The sequence below is a fragment of the Halobacterium sp. R2-5 genome, assembly GCF_011734195.1.
GTDB lineage: Archaea > Halobacteriota > Halobacteria > Halobacteriales > Halobacteriaceae > Halobacterium.
This window is the reverse complement of record NZ_JAANTH010000001.1, coordinates 1502326-1517082: the sequence shown is the minus strand read 5'-3', so window position 1 is coordinate 1517082 and position 14757 is coordinate 1502326. Positions and strand designations below refer to the sequence as shown.

General features: G+C 68.6%; 16 protein-coding genes. 11 read left to right on the top strand and 5 right to left on the bottom strand.

The window, feature by feature from the left end; translation table 11 throughout:
* Positions 1-34 precede the first annotated feature (34 nt).
* Positions 35-2002 carry a 3-hydroxyacyl-CoA dehydrogenase/enoyl-CoA hydratase family protein gene (locus G9C83_RS08190; RefSeq protein ID WP_167245600.1) on the bottom strand — a complete coding sequence of 656 codons (1968 nt, stop codon included), beginning with the start codon at positions 2000-2002 and terminating at the stop codon, positions 35-37.
* Positions 2003-2248: 246 nt separating this feature from the next.
* Here G9C83_RS08190 and G9C83_RS08185 point away from each other — a divergent pair, with 246 nt between their 5' ends.
* The 3 genes from G9C83_RS08185 to G9C83_RS08175 are packed head-to-tail and all read left to right on the top strand — an operon-like array spanning position 2249 to position 4432.
* Entirely contained in the window at positions 2249-3355 is a 1107-nt protein-coding gene (locus tag G9C83_RS08185) for a hypothetical protein (protein ID WP_243837921.1), read from the top strand.
* A 50-nt stretch (positions 3356-3405) separates the two neighbouring features.
* Positions 3406-3831, top strand: a complete 426-nt coding sequence (locus G9C83_RS08180) for a hypothetical protein (protein WP_167245599.1) — start codon at positions 3406-3408, stop codon at positions 3829-3831.
* Between the two features lie 25 nt (positions 3832-3856).
* On the top strand, positions 3857-4432 hold the full coding sequence (locus G9C83_RS08175; protein WP_167245598.1) for a DNA-3-methyladenine glycosylase: 576 nt from the start codon (positions 3857-3859) through the stop codon (positions 4430-4432).
* On the opposite strand, the gene G9C83_RS08170 is transcribed toward G9C83_RS08175, so the two are convergent.
* Positions 4420-5514 (bottom strand): putative sulfate/molybdate transporter, encoded by a 1095-nt coding sequence (locus G9C83_RS08170; RefSeq protein WP_167245597.1) that lies wholly within the window; start codon positions 5512-5514, stop codon positions 4420-4422. The two genes, G9C83_RS08175 and G9C83_RS08170, sit on opposite strands and share 13 nt — an antisense overlap.
* Before the next feature lie 103 nt (positions 5515-5617).
* Positions 5618-6946 carry a RimK/LysX family protein gene (locus G9C83_RS08165; protein WP_167245596.1) on the bottom strand — a complete coding sequence of 443 codons (1329 nt, stop codon included), beginning with the start codon at positions 6944-6946 and terminating at the stop codon, positions 5618-5620.
* Positions 6947-7039: 93 nt separating this feature from the next.
* Here G9C83_RS08165 and G9C83_RS08160 point away from each other — a divergent pair, with 93 nt between their 5' ends.
* The 5 genes from G9C83_RS08160 (at position 7040) to G9C83_RS08140 (ending at position 11750) form a co-directional block, all read left to right on the top strand.
* The gene (locus tag G9C83_RS08160) at positions 7040-8062 is read left to right on the top strand and encodes a succinylglutamate desuccinylase/aspartoacylase family protein (RefSeq protein ID WP_167245595.1); all 1023 of its coding nucleotides are present in this window, start codon (positions 7040-7042) and stop codon (positions 8060-8062) included.
* Positions 8063-8287: 225 nt separating this feature from the next.
* Positions 8288-8680 carry a succinate dehydrogenase, cytochrome b556 subunit gene (gene sdhC, locus G9C83_RS08155; protein WP_167245594.1) on the top strand — a complete coding sequence of 131 codons (393 nt, stop codon included), beginning with the start codon at positions 8288-8290 and terminating at the stop codon, positions 8678-8680.
* Positions 8681-8682: 2 nt separating this feature from the next.
* Positions 8683-9045 (top strand): succinate dehydrogenase hydrophobic membrane anchor subunit, encoded by a 363-nt coding sequence (locus tag G9C83_RS08150; protein WP_167245593.1) that lies wholly within the window; start codon positions 8683-8685, stop codon positions 9043-9045.
* A gap of 1 nt (position 9046) precedes the next feature.
* Positions 9047-9916, top strand: coding sequence for a succinate dehydrogenase/fumarate reductase iron-sulfur subunit (locus G9C83_RS08145; protein ID WP_167245592.1), 870 nt, complete (start codon positions 9047-9049; stop codon positions 9914-9916).
* A gap of 1 nt (position 9917) precedes the next feature.
* The gene (locus tag G9C83_RS08140) at positions 9918-11750 is read left to right on the top strand and encodes an FAD-binding protein (protein ID WP_167245591.1); all 1833 of its coding nucleotides are present in this window, start codon (positions 9918-9920) and stop codon (positions 11748-11750) included.
* A gap of 133 nt (positions 11751-11883) precedes the next feature.
* Here the strand turns inward: G9C83_RS08140 and G9C83_RS08135 are convergent, their stop codons facing one another.
* Positions 11884-12078, bottom strand: a complete 195-nt coding sequence (locus G9C83_RS08135; protein ID WP_167245590.1) for a DUF1427 family protein — start codon at positions 12076-12078, stop codon at positions 11884-11886.
* A 45-nt stretch (positions 12079-12123) separates the two neighbouring features.
* Complete coding sequence (locus tag G9C83_RS08130) at positions 12124-12579, bottom strand: ferritin-like domain-containing protein (RefSeq protein ID WP_167245589.1); 456 nt, start codon at positions 12577-12579, stop codon at positions 12124-12126.
* Between the two features lie 126 nt (positions 12580-12705).
* Here G9C83_RS08130 and G9C83_RS08125 point away from each other — a divergent pair, with 126 nt between their 5' ends.
* The 3 genes from G9C83_RS08125 to G9C83_RS08115 all read left to right on the top strand — a co-directional run bounded on the left by G9C83_RS08125 (position 12706) and on the right by G9C83_RS08115 (position 14756).
* The gene (locus G9C83_RS08125; RefSeq protein ID WP_167245588.1) at positions 12706-13596 is read left to right on the top strand and encodes a mechanosensitive ion channel domain-containing protein; all 891 of its coding nucleotides are present in this window, start codon (positions 12706-12708) and stop codon (positions 13594-13596) included.
* Positions 13597-13680: 84 nt separating this feature from the next.
* Positions 13681-13887, top strand: coding sequence for a DUF1328 family protein (locus G9C83_RS08120; RefSeq protein ID WP_243838008.1), 207 nt, complete (start codon positions 13681-13683; stop codon positions 13885-13887).
* 38 nt (positions 13888-13925) lie between these two features.
* Positions 13926-14756, top strand: coding sequence for a succinylglutamate desuccinylase/aspartoacylase family protein (locus tag G9C83_RS08115; protein WP_167245586.1), 831 nt, complete (start codon positions 13926-13928; stop codon positions 14754-14756).
* Position 14757: the final 1 nt, after the last annotated feature.

Below are 14757 nucleotides of genomic sequence, written 5' to 3'. Positions count from 1 at the left end.
AATAGTTTAAACGTGTCGTTCTCCCGTGGCCGTGTCAGTGCCCCTCGAATTCGGGGTCGCGGTCGCTCGTGAACGCCGCGACGCCCTCCATGAGGTCCTGGGTGTTCATCAGCTGGCCGAACGCCTGCGCCTCGGACTCGAGGCCGGCGTCCGTGGAGTCCCGCCCCGCGAGCATCGCGCGCTTCGTGTACTTCTGGGCGACGGGCGGGCCGGCGGCGAGGTCGCGGGCGAGCTCCCACGCGCGGTCTTCGAGGTCGTCGTTGCCGACGACCTCGTTCACGAAGCCGTACTCCTCCATCTCCGCGGCGTCGTAGCGGTCCGCGGTGAAGATGATCTCCTTCGCGCGGCCCTCGCCGACGATGTGCTTGAGGCGCTGGGTGCCGCCCCACCCCGGGAGCAGGCCGAGGTTGTGCTCGGGCTGGCCGAGATCGCTGCGCTCGCTGGCGACGCGGAGGTCCGCGCACATCGAGAGCTCCATCCCGCCGCCGAGACAGTAGCCGTCGATGCCCGCGACGACGGGCACGTCCGCGGCTTCGAGCTTGCCGAACGTCTGCTGGCCCTTCCGGGAGAGCTCGACGGCGTCGAGGGGGTCGGCGCTGCCCGCCATCGACGTGACGTCCGCGCCCGCGGAGAACGCCTTCTCGCCGGCGCCCGTGAGGAGGATGGCGCGCACGTCGTCGTCGGCTTCGAGCGCGTCGACGGCGTCACCGAGCTCGTCGAGGAGGCCCTCGCTGATGGTGTTCATGCGGTGCGGGCGGTCGAGTTCGACGTGGCCGACGTTGCCGTCGACTGTCACGTCGAGGTTCTCGTAGGACGCGGCCTCACCCTCCTCTTCGGCGCCGTAGAAGCCCTCTCCTGCCTCAGCGAGACGCTCGAGTTCGTCGGCGGGCTCGTACCGCTCTGCGCCCGTCTCCTCGTAGGCGTTCGCGAGCGTCTCGTAGAGGTGTTCGACGCCGGCCTCGTCGGCCATCTTGGCGGGGCCCTCGGGGTAGCCCGCGCCGAGCTGGACGGCCTCGTCGATCTCCGCGGGGTTGGCGACGTCGCCGCCGACGAGCTTCGCGACCTCGTTGGCCATCACGGCGACGAGGCGGTCCGCGACGTCGTCGCGAATCTGGTCGGTCGGGACTTCGGCGCCGCCGTTCTCGTAGTCGTAGAACCCCTTCCCGGTCTTCTTCCCGAGGTCCTCGGCCTCGACCTTGTCGACGAGCAGCGGGCACGGCGCGTACGTCTCGCCGAGCACGCCCTCCATGTAGTCGAGGACGTCGTAGGAGACGTCGATGCCGACCTGGTCGGCGAGCTCGAACGCGCCCATCGGCAGCCCGATGTCGTACTTCGTCGTGGAGTCGACCTCCTCGACGGTGGCGACGTCGTCGTGGACGAGCCACGCGGCCTCGTTCAGCAGCGGGACGAGCACGCGGTTGACGATGAAGCCCGGGGAGTCCTTGCGGACGCGCACGGGCGTCTTCCCCATCGCCTCGGCGAGGTCCTCCGTGAGGTCGAGCACGTCGTCGTCGGTGTGCTCGCCGGAGATGACCTCCACGAGGTCCATGCGCACCGGCGGATTGAAGAAGTGCATCCCGCAGAAGCGCTCGGGGCGCTCGGTGACCTCCGAGAGCTCCGTGATGGAGAGGCTCGAGGTGTTCGTCGCGAACACGGCGTCGTCGGCCGCGTACTGCTCGAGCTCCTCGTAGACGTCCCGCTTGATGTCCATCTTCTCCGGGACCGCCTCGACGACGAAGTCGGCGTCCTCGACGGCGTCCTCGAAGTCGACGTACGGCGTCACGCGCTCGAGGGCGGCCTCCGACTCCTCGTCGCTGATCTGGTCGTTCTCGGCGAGCTTGCCGAGCGACCACTCGATCTGGTCGTAGCCGTTCTGCACGAACTCCTCTTTGATGTCCCGCAGGTTCACGTCGAAGCCCGCGAGCGCCGCCACCTCCGCGATGCCGTGGCCCATGTTCCCGGCGCCGAGCACCGCGACTGTCTCGATGTCATCAACGTCCATGGTAGTACCACCACCGGGAGCCCCGTTGAAGCTTTCCCTATCGCCGAGTGTGAACGTCTCACGGGTTTACACGCGTGGAAATGCGTCCGGTGCTCGGCGCTCGTTCGGGCGATATAACCGCCCTGTGAGCGAGACGCGAACGCGGGAACGCACGTTCAGTTTTGTAACCAGCTGGGCGTATCGTACTCTCCCGTTGGTTCCGCCACCCCACCAGAGGTATCTGCCATGCTCGTCTGTTCAGAACTAATGACAGACGAATCGCGAGCGTCGTCGCCCGAGTGGGGGGCGCTCGCAGACGGCGGTGACTCGGACAGCGACGACAGCGCCGGCGACACGTCGAGTGACACGATGAGCGGCCGTCTTCGTGGCGGGCGATTACGAGCGTGGCTGCTGTTGAGCGCCGACCGCTGGCGCGTCACGGCGCTGTTCTCGGTGACCGTGTTCGCGGCCATCGTGCTCACGAGCTTCCTCGACGTCACGCCGATGCGCCGGCTCGTCACGTCGCAGTCGACGCTGTGGTGGGTGTTCTCGCCGCTCATCGGCGCCGTCGTCACCGGCGTCACCCTCGTCGTCACGTTCACGCAACTGGTGCTCTCGCAGGAACTCGGGCCGCTCGGCGACCAGCGGGAACGGATGCAGGGCGCCATCGACTTCCGGGACGACGTGGAGTCCCGGCTCGACGTCTCGCCGGCGCCGCCCGACCCGTCGTCGTTCCTGGAGGCGCTCGTCGCCGGAGCCAAGACCCGCGCCGAGGACCTCCGGGAGGCCGCAGACGAGTTCGACGACGAGACGACCCGCGAGCGAGTCCACGCGTACGTCGATAGCCTCACGGACCAGGCCGAGCGAATCGGCGACGGGCTGGAAGACGCCACGTTCGGCGAGTTCGACGTGGTGTACTCCGCGCTCGACTTCAACTACTCGTGGAAGATCTACGAGGCCGAGCGGCTCCGCGAGAAACACGGCGACGAACTCGACGCGGACGCCAGGGCGGCCATCGACGACCTCGTGGACGTGCTGGAGTTCTTCGGACCGGCCCGCGAGCACTTCAAGACGCTGTACTTCCAGTGGGAGCTGGTGAACCTCTCGCGGCTGATACTGTACGCCGCGCTCCCCGCGCTGACCGTGGCGTTCCTCGTCCAGTTCTACGTGTCACCGACGTCGTTCCCGGGAACCTACCTCGGCGTCGACGGCCTCGTGTGGGTGCTCTCGGCGGGCGTGACCATCACGCTCGTGCCGTTCTTCCTGCTGACCGCGCACGTCCTCCGCATCGCGACCGTGGCGAGGCGGACGCTCGCCATCGGGCCGTTCATCCTCCGGGACACCGACCGGACGGAGGACATCGACTGGGAGTAACTCCAGCCCGCTGCGCAACGCTCTTGACACGGCCGGGAGAACCCCGGGCCGTGAACGACGCAGAACGTGCCGCCCTCCTCGGTCTCCTCGCCGGAGTCGCGCACACGCTGGTCCGGCTTTTCGTCACAGCGTCCCTCTCGGGGAGCTTCACGACGGCGCCACCGCTGTTCGTCCTCCAGACGCTCGCGTCGACGCTCGTCTCGCTCGCCGTGATTCCGGGGCTGCCGCTGTACGGCGCGTGGCAGATGGACGCGGGCGAGTCGCCGACGCGGCTCGCGGCCGTCGTCGGCGGCTGCGCGGGCGTCGGCGTCGTCGTCAGCTACCCGCTGCTCACCGCCACGACTGTCGGCGCGCCGTTCGGAGAGGCGCTCGGGATTCGGCTCGTCGGCCCGTACCTCGTGAACGCCGTCTCGCCCGCAGTGTACGCGGGCGTCGGCGCGCTCGCGGGCTTCCTGCTCGCGGGGCGAAACGCGTAGATTCCTCCGACCACTTCGCCCGTCCATGCCAGCAGCACACGACGTCCTGCGGGACGACCCCGACCTCGGGCCGCTCGTCGAGGAGCACGGCGAACTCGCGCTCGACCCCGCTGACGACCCGTTCGAGCGCCTCGTCGTGTCTATCGTCCGCCAGCAAGTGTCGATGGACGCCGCGGCGGCCATCCAGGGCCGGCTGTTCGACAGCGTCGAGATGACGCCCGAGAGCGTCGCCAGCGCCGACACCGAGGTGCTCCGGGACGCCGGGCTCTCCACGCAGAAAGTGCGGTACGTTCGGAACGTCGCCGAGGCGTTCCGCGAGCACGGCTACGACCGCGCGTACTTCGCGGACCGCAGCGACGACGACGTGCGCGACGAGCTCACCGAGATCACGGGTGTCGGGAACTGGACCGCGGAGATGTTCCTCATGTTCGGGCTCGGCCGCGAGGACGTCTTTCCGGTCGGCGACCTCGGCATCCGAAAGGGGATGCAGCTGCTGTTCGAGGAGAACCTCACGCGCGCGAAGATGCGTGACATCGCGACGCGCTGGCAGCCGTACCGCTCGTACGCGTCGCTGTACGTCTGGCGCGCCTACGAGGGGTAGAGTCGGCGGGCGGCGTGGTCGGCGAGCAGGCCGGCGACGAACGCGACGCCGACGCCCGCGAGCAGTCCGAGCACGCCGACGCCGATGGTGAGCGCGTAGCGCTCGGTGTCGAGGCTGGTGTGTGCGAGCTGGGCGGCGACGGCGGCGAGCACGACGCCGAGCATCGCCACGGGGAACGCAGCGACGACACCTACGGCGAGCACGGCCGCGAGCACGTACAGCGCGCCGAGCACGGCGTTCGCGCCGGCGGTGCGCGCGCCGAACGCGTACTTGCCGGCGACGCCGCCGCTCCCGTGGCACATCGGAATCGCCCCGAGCGGCACCGCGAGCAGGTTCATCGCGCCCATGCTCGCCGCGAGGTCGTCGGCGGTGGCTTCGGCGTCGAAGTACTCGCCGAGTAAGAGCGCGGTCGCGACCGCCGCGTTCCCGACGGACATCGCGAGCTGGCCGACGGCGGCCTGCGCGGTGCCGTAGTCGAGGAAGACGCCGGGCGCGGGGAGCGCGAACGCGAACGCCGGGACCGTCGGTGAGAGGCCCCCTGTCTCCGCGAGTGCGATAGCAGCACCCGCGGCGACGACGGCGAGTGCGCTGGCGCGGACGGAGACGACGGCGACGACCGCGGCGACGGCGACGGCTCCAGCGGCGAGCGCGATGTCCGTCGTCGCGAGCCCGAACGCGGTCTCGAAGAGCACGAGCGCGACCGCGAGCTGGACGCCGCGAACGACCGGCTGGCCGACGAATGCCGTGACGCGCGCGAGCGTGCCCGTGGCGCCAGCGAGGAGCAGCGTCCCGCCGGCGAGCAGGCCGGCGGCCGCGAGCCCGCTCGCGGACAGCGACCCCGCGATCGCGAGCGCCGCCAGCGCCTTCATCGGCTCGACGGAGACAGGGACGCCGTAGCGGACGCCCCACACCACCTGGAAGACGCCGAACCAGACGAGCACGGGCGCCAGCGCAACGTCGGTGAGCGCTGCGAGCGCGACCACGACGGGGACGACCGTAACCGAATCCCCTACCGCGCCGGTGACGTCGCCCGGGAAGTCGAGGGCGGTCGTTCGCGACGCCACACGTTCGGAGAACGCCATCAGGTACGGGGATGACTGCGCGATGTAAGAATCTGTCGCGTGCCCGGAACCGGTTTCTGAGAAACGCCTTAGTGAGTGGTTGTGGTTACGTCAGTGGGTGGGATCACTCCTCGTCGGCGTCGGGGGTGCTGGCGTCGCTGCGGCGCCGGACGTCCACCTGGTACTCCTGGAGGATGTCGCGGCCGAGCAGCAGCTGGTAGTCCATGTGGCCGCGGTCCTCCAGGGAGGCGGCGACGGTGTGTCGGTCGCCGCCGACGCCGACGACGATGTCCACGACCGGGCGGGCCTTCCCGGACTTGACGCTGCCCGAGCGCACCTTCGTCATGGACTTGATGGGGCCGGCGCCGATCTCCGCGGCGAGCCGGGTGTCGATGCTCGTGCGCGCGGCGCCCGTGTCGGACTTCGCGACGACGCGCTCGGTGCCGCTCGTCCCGGAGACGAGCACGTCCTCCGTGTAGCCGATGGTCGCGGTGTCCTCGGCGGCCGGCTCCGGGGTCGGCCCGGCGGTCTCGGGCAGCGAGTCGTCGAGGGTCTTCGCGAGGCCGGCGACTTCGTCGTCGTCGACCTCGCCGCCCGCGGTCTCGATGGCGAGCTTCGCGACGTGCGGCGCGGGACTGACGCCGGTCGCCTCGAACAGCCCTTTGAATCCCGCGGTGGGGTTCACTTCGAGGAGGTGCCAGCCGTCCGTCCCTTCGACGAGGTCGACGCCCGCGTAGTCGAGGCCGACCAGGTCCGCGGCCTCGAGGGCCATCTCCGCCGCGTCGTCCGGGATGTCGTCGACGCCCTCGACGTCGCCGCCGAGCGCGACGTTCGTCCGCCAGTCGTTCTCGGGGGCGTACCGCCGCATCGTGCCGACGATGCGGTCGTCGACGACGTACACGCGGAGGTCGCGGTGGCGGTCGCTGTCGCGCTCGACGAGCTCCTGGAGGAACGCGTAGCGGTTGCCGACGCGGGGGTTGACGCGCTCGTCGGCGCCGATCTTCCACGTGCCGCCGCCGTGCGTGCCGATGGCGGTTTTGTAGACGACCTCGTCGCCGTACTTGGCCTTCTCGTCGTTCAGCCGCGTGGAATCCAGCGCGAGCGTGGCGTTCGGGAGCCGGACGTCGCTGCTCGCGAGCGTGGTCGCGGTCGCGAACTTGTGGAACGCCGTGAGCACGTTCCGCGGGCGGTTCAGCATCGGGCGGAGCTGGCTCAGCGACAGCGCCAGCCCGAGCAGCTCGGCGGGCTGCTCGGTCTTCGAGAGCAACATGCGGTTCGCGATGACGTCGACGTGCGGGTCCAGCACGGCTTCGTTGTCCTCGATGTCCACGCAGATGTTGTCCTCGCGCAGCCACACGCCCGTGTGGCCGAGGGCCTCCACCGCGTTCAGAATCGCTTTCGTCTCCTTGCTGTTGTGGAGACTGAGGACGCCCACCGAGACGGGTTCTGTCATGTCCTAGAAGTCGCTCGGACGCGACTAAACGGTGCCGGTGATTCCGACGGCTCGGACGCCCCAGTTTTACGTGTCGGACGCGAACCACGGGCCATGACCGACGGGGCGTTCACGTACAACGGCGGCCGAGTGGACCCGGGAGAGCGTGTCAACTTCCGGTTCAGCGTCAGCGAGACGTACCTCGGCGACCCGGTCCGCATCCCGGTCACTATCGTGAACGGCGAACAGCCCGGGCCGACCGTCTTCCTCTCGGCGGCCTCCCACGGCGACGAGCTGAACGGCATCGAGGTGGTGCGGGAGGTCGCCCACGAGTGGTCGCACGCGAACCTCAACGGGACGCTCGTCTGCATGCCGGTGCTGAACGTCCCCGGGTTCGTCACGCAGGAGCGGTACCTCCCGGTGTACGACCGCGACCTCAACCGCTCGTTCCCCGGCAACGAGGGGTCGACGAGCGCGAAGCGGATGGCCGACCAGATCTTCCGGAACTTCATCGAGCCCTGCGACCTCGGGCTGGACTTCCACACGTCGACCCGCGGGCGCACGAACATGCTCCACGTCCGCGCGGACATGGCCGACGAGGACGTCGTCCGAGTGGCGCGGGCGTTCGGGGCGAACGTCATCATCGACAGCGAGGGAGCCAGCGGGACGCTCCGTCGCGAGGCCTCCGAGACCGGCGTTCCGACTATCACAGTCGAGATGGGGGAGGCGCACCGCTTCCAGCGCCACCTCATCGACCGCGCGCTCGACGGCGTGGAGAGCGTGCTCGCGGACTTCCGCGTCTATCCGACGGACGCCGTCCGCTGGCCGGGCTGGCGGACCATCGTCACCAGCGACCAGAAGACGTGGATTCGCGCAGACGACGGCGGCCTCGTGGAGATGCGGCACACGCGCGGCGACCTCGTCCACGAGGGCGAGGTCATCTGCACCATCTCGAACCCGTTCAAGACCGACGTCTTGGAGGTCGAAGCGCCGTTCACGGGGCTGCTCGTCGGGATGCTGGAGAACCCCGTGGTCTACCCGGGCAACCCCATCGTCCACCTCGTGGAACTCGACGCGGCGACCCAGCGAGCCTACGAGCGCGACCGCGCCGAGCGCTCCCGGGCACCCCGGCCGTAGCCTGGAGCGCTGTTCTACGCACGCGCCGGCGACACGTGGGTCGCGGGCGGCGGCACCATTCTCGAAGCCCGACGCAGTAGCACTCCCACTCCCGCTTTCGCTCTTCGGCCCGAACAGTCCGCGCGCCGCCGGGCGAACGTGTTCGCAGTCGCTCGCGGGTTCGAGTCGCGTGACGCGCCCGTGTAGTAACTTCTATGTGCGGAGGGACCACACGCTCCGAATGGTATGAGTCAGTCGTACGACCGAGGCCTCATCGAGGACTTCGGCCGGTGGCGGGAGTTCACGGCCGGGATGTGGGCCTGGGTGTTTCACAAGTTTACGGGGTGGGTGCTCATCGGCTACCTGTTCACCCACATCGCCGTCCTGAGCACGTCCATGCAGGGCGCCGCGGTGTACAACGACACGCTGAGCGGACTGGAAGGCCTGGCGCTGGTCCGGCTGCTGGAAGTCGGACTGCTGGCGGTCGCCGTCTTCCACATCCTGAACGGCATCCGGCTGCTGTTCGTCGACCTCGGCGTGGGTCTGGAATCGCAGGACAAGAGCTTCTACGCGTCGCTCGTGCTGACCGGCGTCATCGTCGTCGCGAGCGTGCCGACGTTCGTCTCGGGGGCGTTCTAACCATGGCAGAGAGATACTCCTCGTTCAACACGAGCTCGACAGCGTGGCTGCTCCAGCGCGTCACGGCGGCGTTCCTCGTGGTCGTGCTGGCGTTCCACTTCTTCCAACTGCACTTCGTCACGCACGCCTACGAGATCGAGTTCGCGGGCAGCCAGGCGCGCATGGAAAACGTCGGCTACTACCTCACGATGGTGCTGTTCCTCGTGACCGCGACGTTCCACGGCGTCAACGGTATCTACAACGCGCTCGTAAACCAGGGCATCGACGGTACACAGAAGCGTGCCGTGCAGGTCGTCCTCGGCGTCGCCGGCCTCCTGCTCGTCGCGCAGGGAATTCGCGTCGCGAACACGCTCGCGGGGTTCTAACATGAGTACGCAGACACCCGAAACCGAGACCGAGACCGAACAGCCCTCCTCGACGTCGCCCCAGCAGCGGCGGATGGAGAAAAAGCAGGCGAAAAAGGACCAACGGGAGGCCGACGAAGCGGCCGCCGCCAACGAGATCCAGGGCGAGACTGTCGAGCTGAAGGTCTTCCGCTACGACCCCGAGATCGAGGGCAAAGAGGAGCCGCGCTTCGACTCCTTCACCGTGCCCTTCGAGAAGGGGATGACCGTGCTGGACGCGCTCATCTACGCGCGCGACGAGTACGACTCCAGTCTCACCTTCCGGCACTCCTGCCGGCAGGCGGTCTGTGGGTCGGACGCGTTCTTCGTCAACGGTCGCCAGCGCCTCGGCTGCCAGACCCAGATCGCGGACCTCGACGGGCCCGTGCGGGTCGAGCCGCTGCCCCACCAGGAGGTCGTGAAGGACCTCGTCGTGGAGATGGACCACTTCTACGACCAGATGGAGTCCGTCGACCCGTTCTTCGACCCCGACGAGACGCCGGACGGCGAGCTCGAAGAGCAGCGCCAGGACCGCGAGAACCGCGAGAACATCAAGCTCTCGACGCGCTGCATCTGGTGTGGCGCCTGCATGTCCTCGTGTAACATCGCAGCCGGCGACAACAAGTACCTCGGCCCGGCGGCCATCAACAAGGCCTACCGGTTCTACATGGACGAGCGCGAGGGCGAGCAGAAGCGCCAGGAGCGCCTCGAGATCATCGAGGACGAGCACGGCGTCTGGCGCTGCCAGACCCAGTTCTCGTGTACGAACGTCTGCCCGAAGGACATCCCGCTCACCGAGCACATCCAAGAGCTGAAACGAGAAGCGGTCAAGCAGAACCTCAAATTCTGGTAACATGTACGAGCACGACGTAATCGTAGTCGGCGGCGGTGGCGCGGGCCTCCGCGCCGCGATCGCCGCCCACGAGGAAGGCGCGGACGTAGCGATAGTGACGAAACTCCACCCGGTGCGCTCGCACACGGGCGCCGCGGAGGGCGGCATCAACGCCGCGCTCCGCGACGGCGACTCCTGGCAGGACCACGCGTACGACACGATGAAGGGGTCGGACTACCTCGCGGACGCCCCCGCAGTCGACACGTTCGCGCAGGACGCGCCCGAGGAGGTCATCCAGCTCGAACACTGGGGGATGCCGTTCTCCCGCGAGGACGACGGCACCGTCAGCCAGCGGCCGTTCGGCGGCCTCTCGTTCCCGCGGACGACGTACGCGGGCGCCGAAACCGGCCACCACATGCTCCACACGCTGTACGAGCAAGTGGTTAAGCGAGGCATCGAAGTGTACGACGAGTGGTACGTCAGCCAGCTCGCGGTCACCGACGAGGACGACCCGAACGAGCGCGACTGTCACGGCGTCGTCGCGTGGGACGTCCAGTCCGGCGAAATCGCGGGCTTCCGCGCCCACGACGGCGTGATTCTCGCGACCGGCGGTCCCGGGCAGGCGTACGATCACACGACGAACGCCGTCGCCAACACCGGTGACGGCGTCGCGCTCGCGTACCGCGCCGGCGTTCCGATGGAGGACATGGAGATGATTCAGTTCCACCCGACGACGCTCCCCTCCACGGGCGTCCTCATCAGCGAGGGGGTCCGCGGGGAGGGTGGTATCCTCTACAACTCCGAGGGCGAGCGCTTCATGTTCGAGTACGGGTACGCGACCAACGACGGCGAGCTCGCGTCTCGGGACGTCGTCGCGCGCGCCGAACTCACCGAGGTCCAAGAGGGCCGCGGCATCGAGGACGAGTACGTCTACCTCGACATGCGCCACCTCGGCGAGGAGCGCATCACCGACCGCCTGGAGAACATCCTCCACCTCGCGCGGGACTTCGAGGGCGTCGACGGATTGGAGGAGCCGATGCCGGTCAAGCCCGGCCAGCACTACGCGATGGGCGGCATCGAGGTCGACGAGCACGGCGAGACGTGCATCGACGGCCTCTACGCGGCCGGCGAGTGCGCCTGCGTGAGCCTCCACGGCGGCAACCGTCTCGGCGGGAACGCGCTCCCCGAACTGCTCGTGTACGGCGCGCGCGCCGGCCGGCACGCGGCGGGCGCCGACATGCCGGAGCCGAAGATCCAGACCGGGCCCGAACCGGACGCCGAACGCGAGGACCTCGGCGTCCCCGTCGGCGCACCCGGCGCTCGCGACGCCGCCGTAGACGGCGGCGCCGTCGAACACCCCGACAGCGACCCGAAGGCGATCGTCGAGGCGACCGCCGAGTCCGAGCGCGCGCGCATCGAGACGCTGCTCGAACGCGAGGACGGCGTCAACCACGCCGACGTGCGTTCGGACCTCCAGGAGTCGATGACGGAGAACGTCAACGTGTTCCGCGAGGAAGGCGCTCTGAAGCAGGCGCTCGAAGACATCCAGGACGCCCGCGAGCGCTACCAGGACGTCTACGTCGCGGACAAGTCCCGGACGTTCAACACCGACCTCCAGCACACCATCGAGACGCGGAACCTGCTGGACGTCGCGGAGGCAATCACGATGGGCGCGCTCGCCCGCGACGAGTTCCGCGGCGCGCACTGGCGCAAAGAGCACCAGGAGCGCAAGGACGACGAGTACCTCAAGCACACGCTCGTCTCGTGGAACGACGGCGAGCCCGAGCTCTGGTACCGCCCGGTCATCCTCGAGGGCGACGAGCAGACGTACGAGCCGAAAGAGCGCTCGTACTGAGCCCACCGACCTTCTGCGAATCTTTATCTGCGAGAGCGCGACCAGCCCGTGGCGTGTGCTGAGCACTGTCGCGGGCCGGAGAAGCGAAACGGCGGCGCGCCGGTCCGCGAGCGCCGAGACGCCGCCTGTCAGCCTACACGCCGAGTGCGTCGAGCAGGTCGAAACCGACGTCGAAGTACTTGACGAGCCGGTAGCCCAACCAGATGCCGACGATGCCCATGACGCCAGCCAGCGACGGCGGCGCGGGAATCGGAATGCGGAGGGAGGCGAACACGGCGCCGACGACCACGCCGGTCAGCGTCGCGGCGACCACGAAAGCGACGTTCATGTCCTCCGCTGATGGCCGCCGCCGGCAAAAGGAGCGCGAAACCGACTAGTCCTGGCTGTACTCCTTGCGGAAGCCGCGGAACTCCGCGCGGTGGGCTTCCTCGTCGCCGAGGATCGTGACGGCGAGGTCCTCCGTGACGGGGTCGTTCGCGTCTTCGGCGGCGTCGATGAGCTCGCGGTACGTCTCGATGGCGTCCTCCTCGGCCTCGATGACGCCGTCGATGACCGAGGGGACGTCGGTGGTGTCCTCGGGCGGCTGGAGGGACTCCTGGTGGGCTTCGAACGCCATGGAGCCCGGGGGGAGCTGGTCGAACTGCTTGAGGCGTTCGCCGAGCTCCTCCGCGTGTCCGAGTTCCTCCTGGATGTCCGCCTGGAGGGACTCCTTGATCTCCTCGGCGCGCACGCCGTCGAGCGCGATCGAGTTCGAGAGATAGTTCATCACGGTCTCGATTTCGTCACCGTACGCCTTCCGAAGCAGTCGAGTGACCTCCTCGTTGGTCATGGCTTCGAGTACGGGAGCGAGACGTATAGAACCGTGTGTAGGTTTACCGGCGCGGAGCAGCGCTTGCGCGCGTACGGCCCGCATAACATTGGCTCGCGGGCGATATCAGGGAGTGGAGTGACTGTCATGTTCGGCGACGTCCTCGCGGTCGCCTCGACGCCGGTCACCACGACATCCGAGGTCGGTCCCGACGAGCTCGTCGACGTGTGGCCGCTCGCGGTCCACGTCGCGTGGTTCCTCGCGGGGTTCCTCGTCACCGCGGCGCTCGGGTGGTTCGTCGTGGAGCCGCTGATCGGCCGCGTGGTCCGACACCGAAACCAGAACAACCCCACCATTCAGGACGCACTGCAGCGGTACGTCCGGCTCGTCGTGTTCCTCGTCGCGGGCGTCGTCGGCGCGAGCCTCGCGGGCTACGGTGACGCGCTCGGGGACTCCGCGCTCGTCGTGGCCGCGGGTACGCTCGCCATCGGCATCGCCGCGCAATCGGTCATCGGGTCGCTGGTCAGCGGCCTCGTGCTCGTCCTCGACCCGGAGTTCAGCGTCGGCGACTACATCGAGTGGGGCGACTACGAGGGCGTCGTGCGCTCGATACAGCTGCGCGCGACCCGTATCGAGACCGTCGACGGCGAGCTCGTCACGGTACCGAACACGCAGCTGACCAGCGACGCCATCGTCCGACCGTACGGGCGTGCCGAGCAGCGCATCGTCGAACGGGTCGAAATCGACTACGACGACGACGTCGACGAGGCGGTTCGTCACGTCGCGGCGGCCGCCGCGGGGCTCGACAGCGTGCTGGACTCGCCGGCACCGAGCGCGTACGTCGACAATCTCGCCGAAGGCGTGGTCGTTATTCGCGTCCACTACTGGCTGGAGCGCCCGCGCCCGGGCGATGTTCTCGACGCCCGCTCCGCGTTCTCCCGCGCGGTGAAATCCCGGCTGGAGGACGCCGGCATCACCATCAGTCCGGCGCCAGAGTACGATTTGCGGGGGCGGTTTACGGTCGACGGTCCCGAGTAACCCCGGGATTCCGGCGCGTACGTGTGTGTTAACAAAGTGTTCGGACGTCGTCGTGAGAGTATGGCGCTCACACCGTCGGCCGTGATGGACGCGGGAATCACCACGTTGCTCGGACAGTTCACGCCGCTCCAGTTCGGGGGTGACCTCATCGGGCTGGCAATTCTGTTCCTCGTTCTCGCGTTGGTTGCGGCCGTGCTCGGGGCGCGCGGCATCGCCGGCCTGAGCATGAGCATCGCGAAGTGGCTGGTCATCATCTTCGTGGTGCTGGCCATCGTCACGTTCTTCCTCTGACGGCCCGTACTGGGGGCGTGTCCCCTTCTTCGAGCACTATGACCGACGAGTACGTACCGCCGGAGGTGACCGTCGCGGGCCCGGGTGAACCCGAGGTGGCGGTCGTCGGCGGCATCCACGGGGACGAGCCGAGTGGCGTCCGCGCCGTCGAGCGGCTCCGCGAGGCGGACCTGGACCTCCAGCGCGGCGTGGCGTTCGTCGTCGCGAATCCGGCGGCGGTCGCGGCCGACCGGCGATTCCTCGATTCGGACCTCAACCGGGTGTTCCCGGGAGACCCGGACGGCGACCGCGAGCACCGACTCGCGGACGAGCTCTGCGACGTGCTCGATTCGCTGGTGACGCTGTCGATACACGGCACGCACTCCTGCCCGGAGCCGTTCGCGCTCGTCCACCGCTCCCAGCCCGCCGAGTACGAACTCGCGTCGAAGCTGCCGGTCCGGCACGTCGTCGACCACTCGGGCGTCAACGAGGGGACGGTGACCTCGTGTGGCTGCGTGGTCGAGATCGAGGTCGGCATCCAGGGCACGGACGCGGCCGCTGCGGCCGCCGAACGGCAGGCGCTGGCGTTCCTGCGGCGGGTCGGCGCGCTGCCGGGCAGCCCACCGAGGAGCTCCCCGCGATTCTACCACATGACGGGGGCAGTCCCGAAGCCTATCGGCGCGGACGCGGAGCTGTACGTGGAGAACTTCGAGCTCGTGCCGCGGGGCACCGTGTTCGCGCGCGTCGACGACGAGGACCTCGTCGCGGAGGACGACTTCTACCCGGTTCTGATGTCCGAGTGCGGGTACGCCGACATCTTCGGCTACGAGGCGCGAAAGCTCGGCGATTCGCTGCGTGAGATCGAGGCGTCGTGGCTCGCGGAAGCCTGAC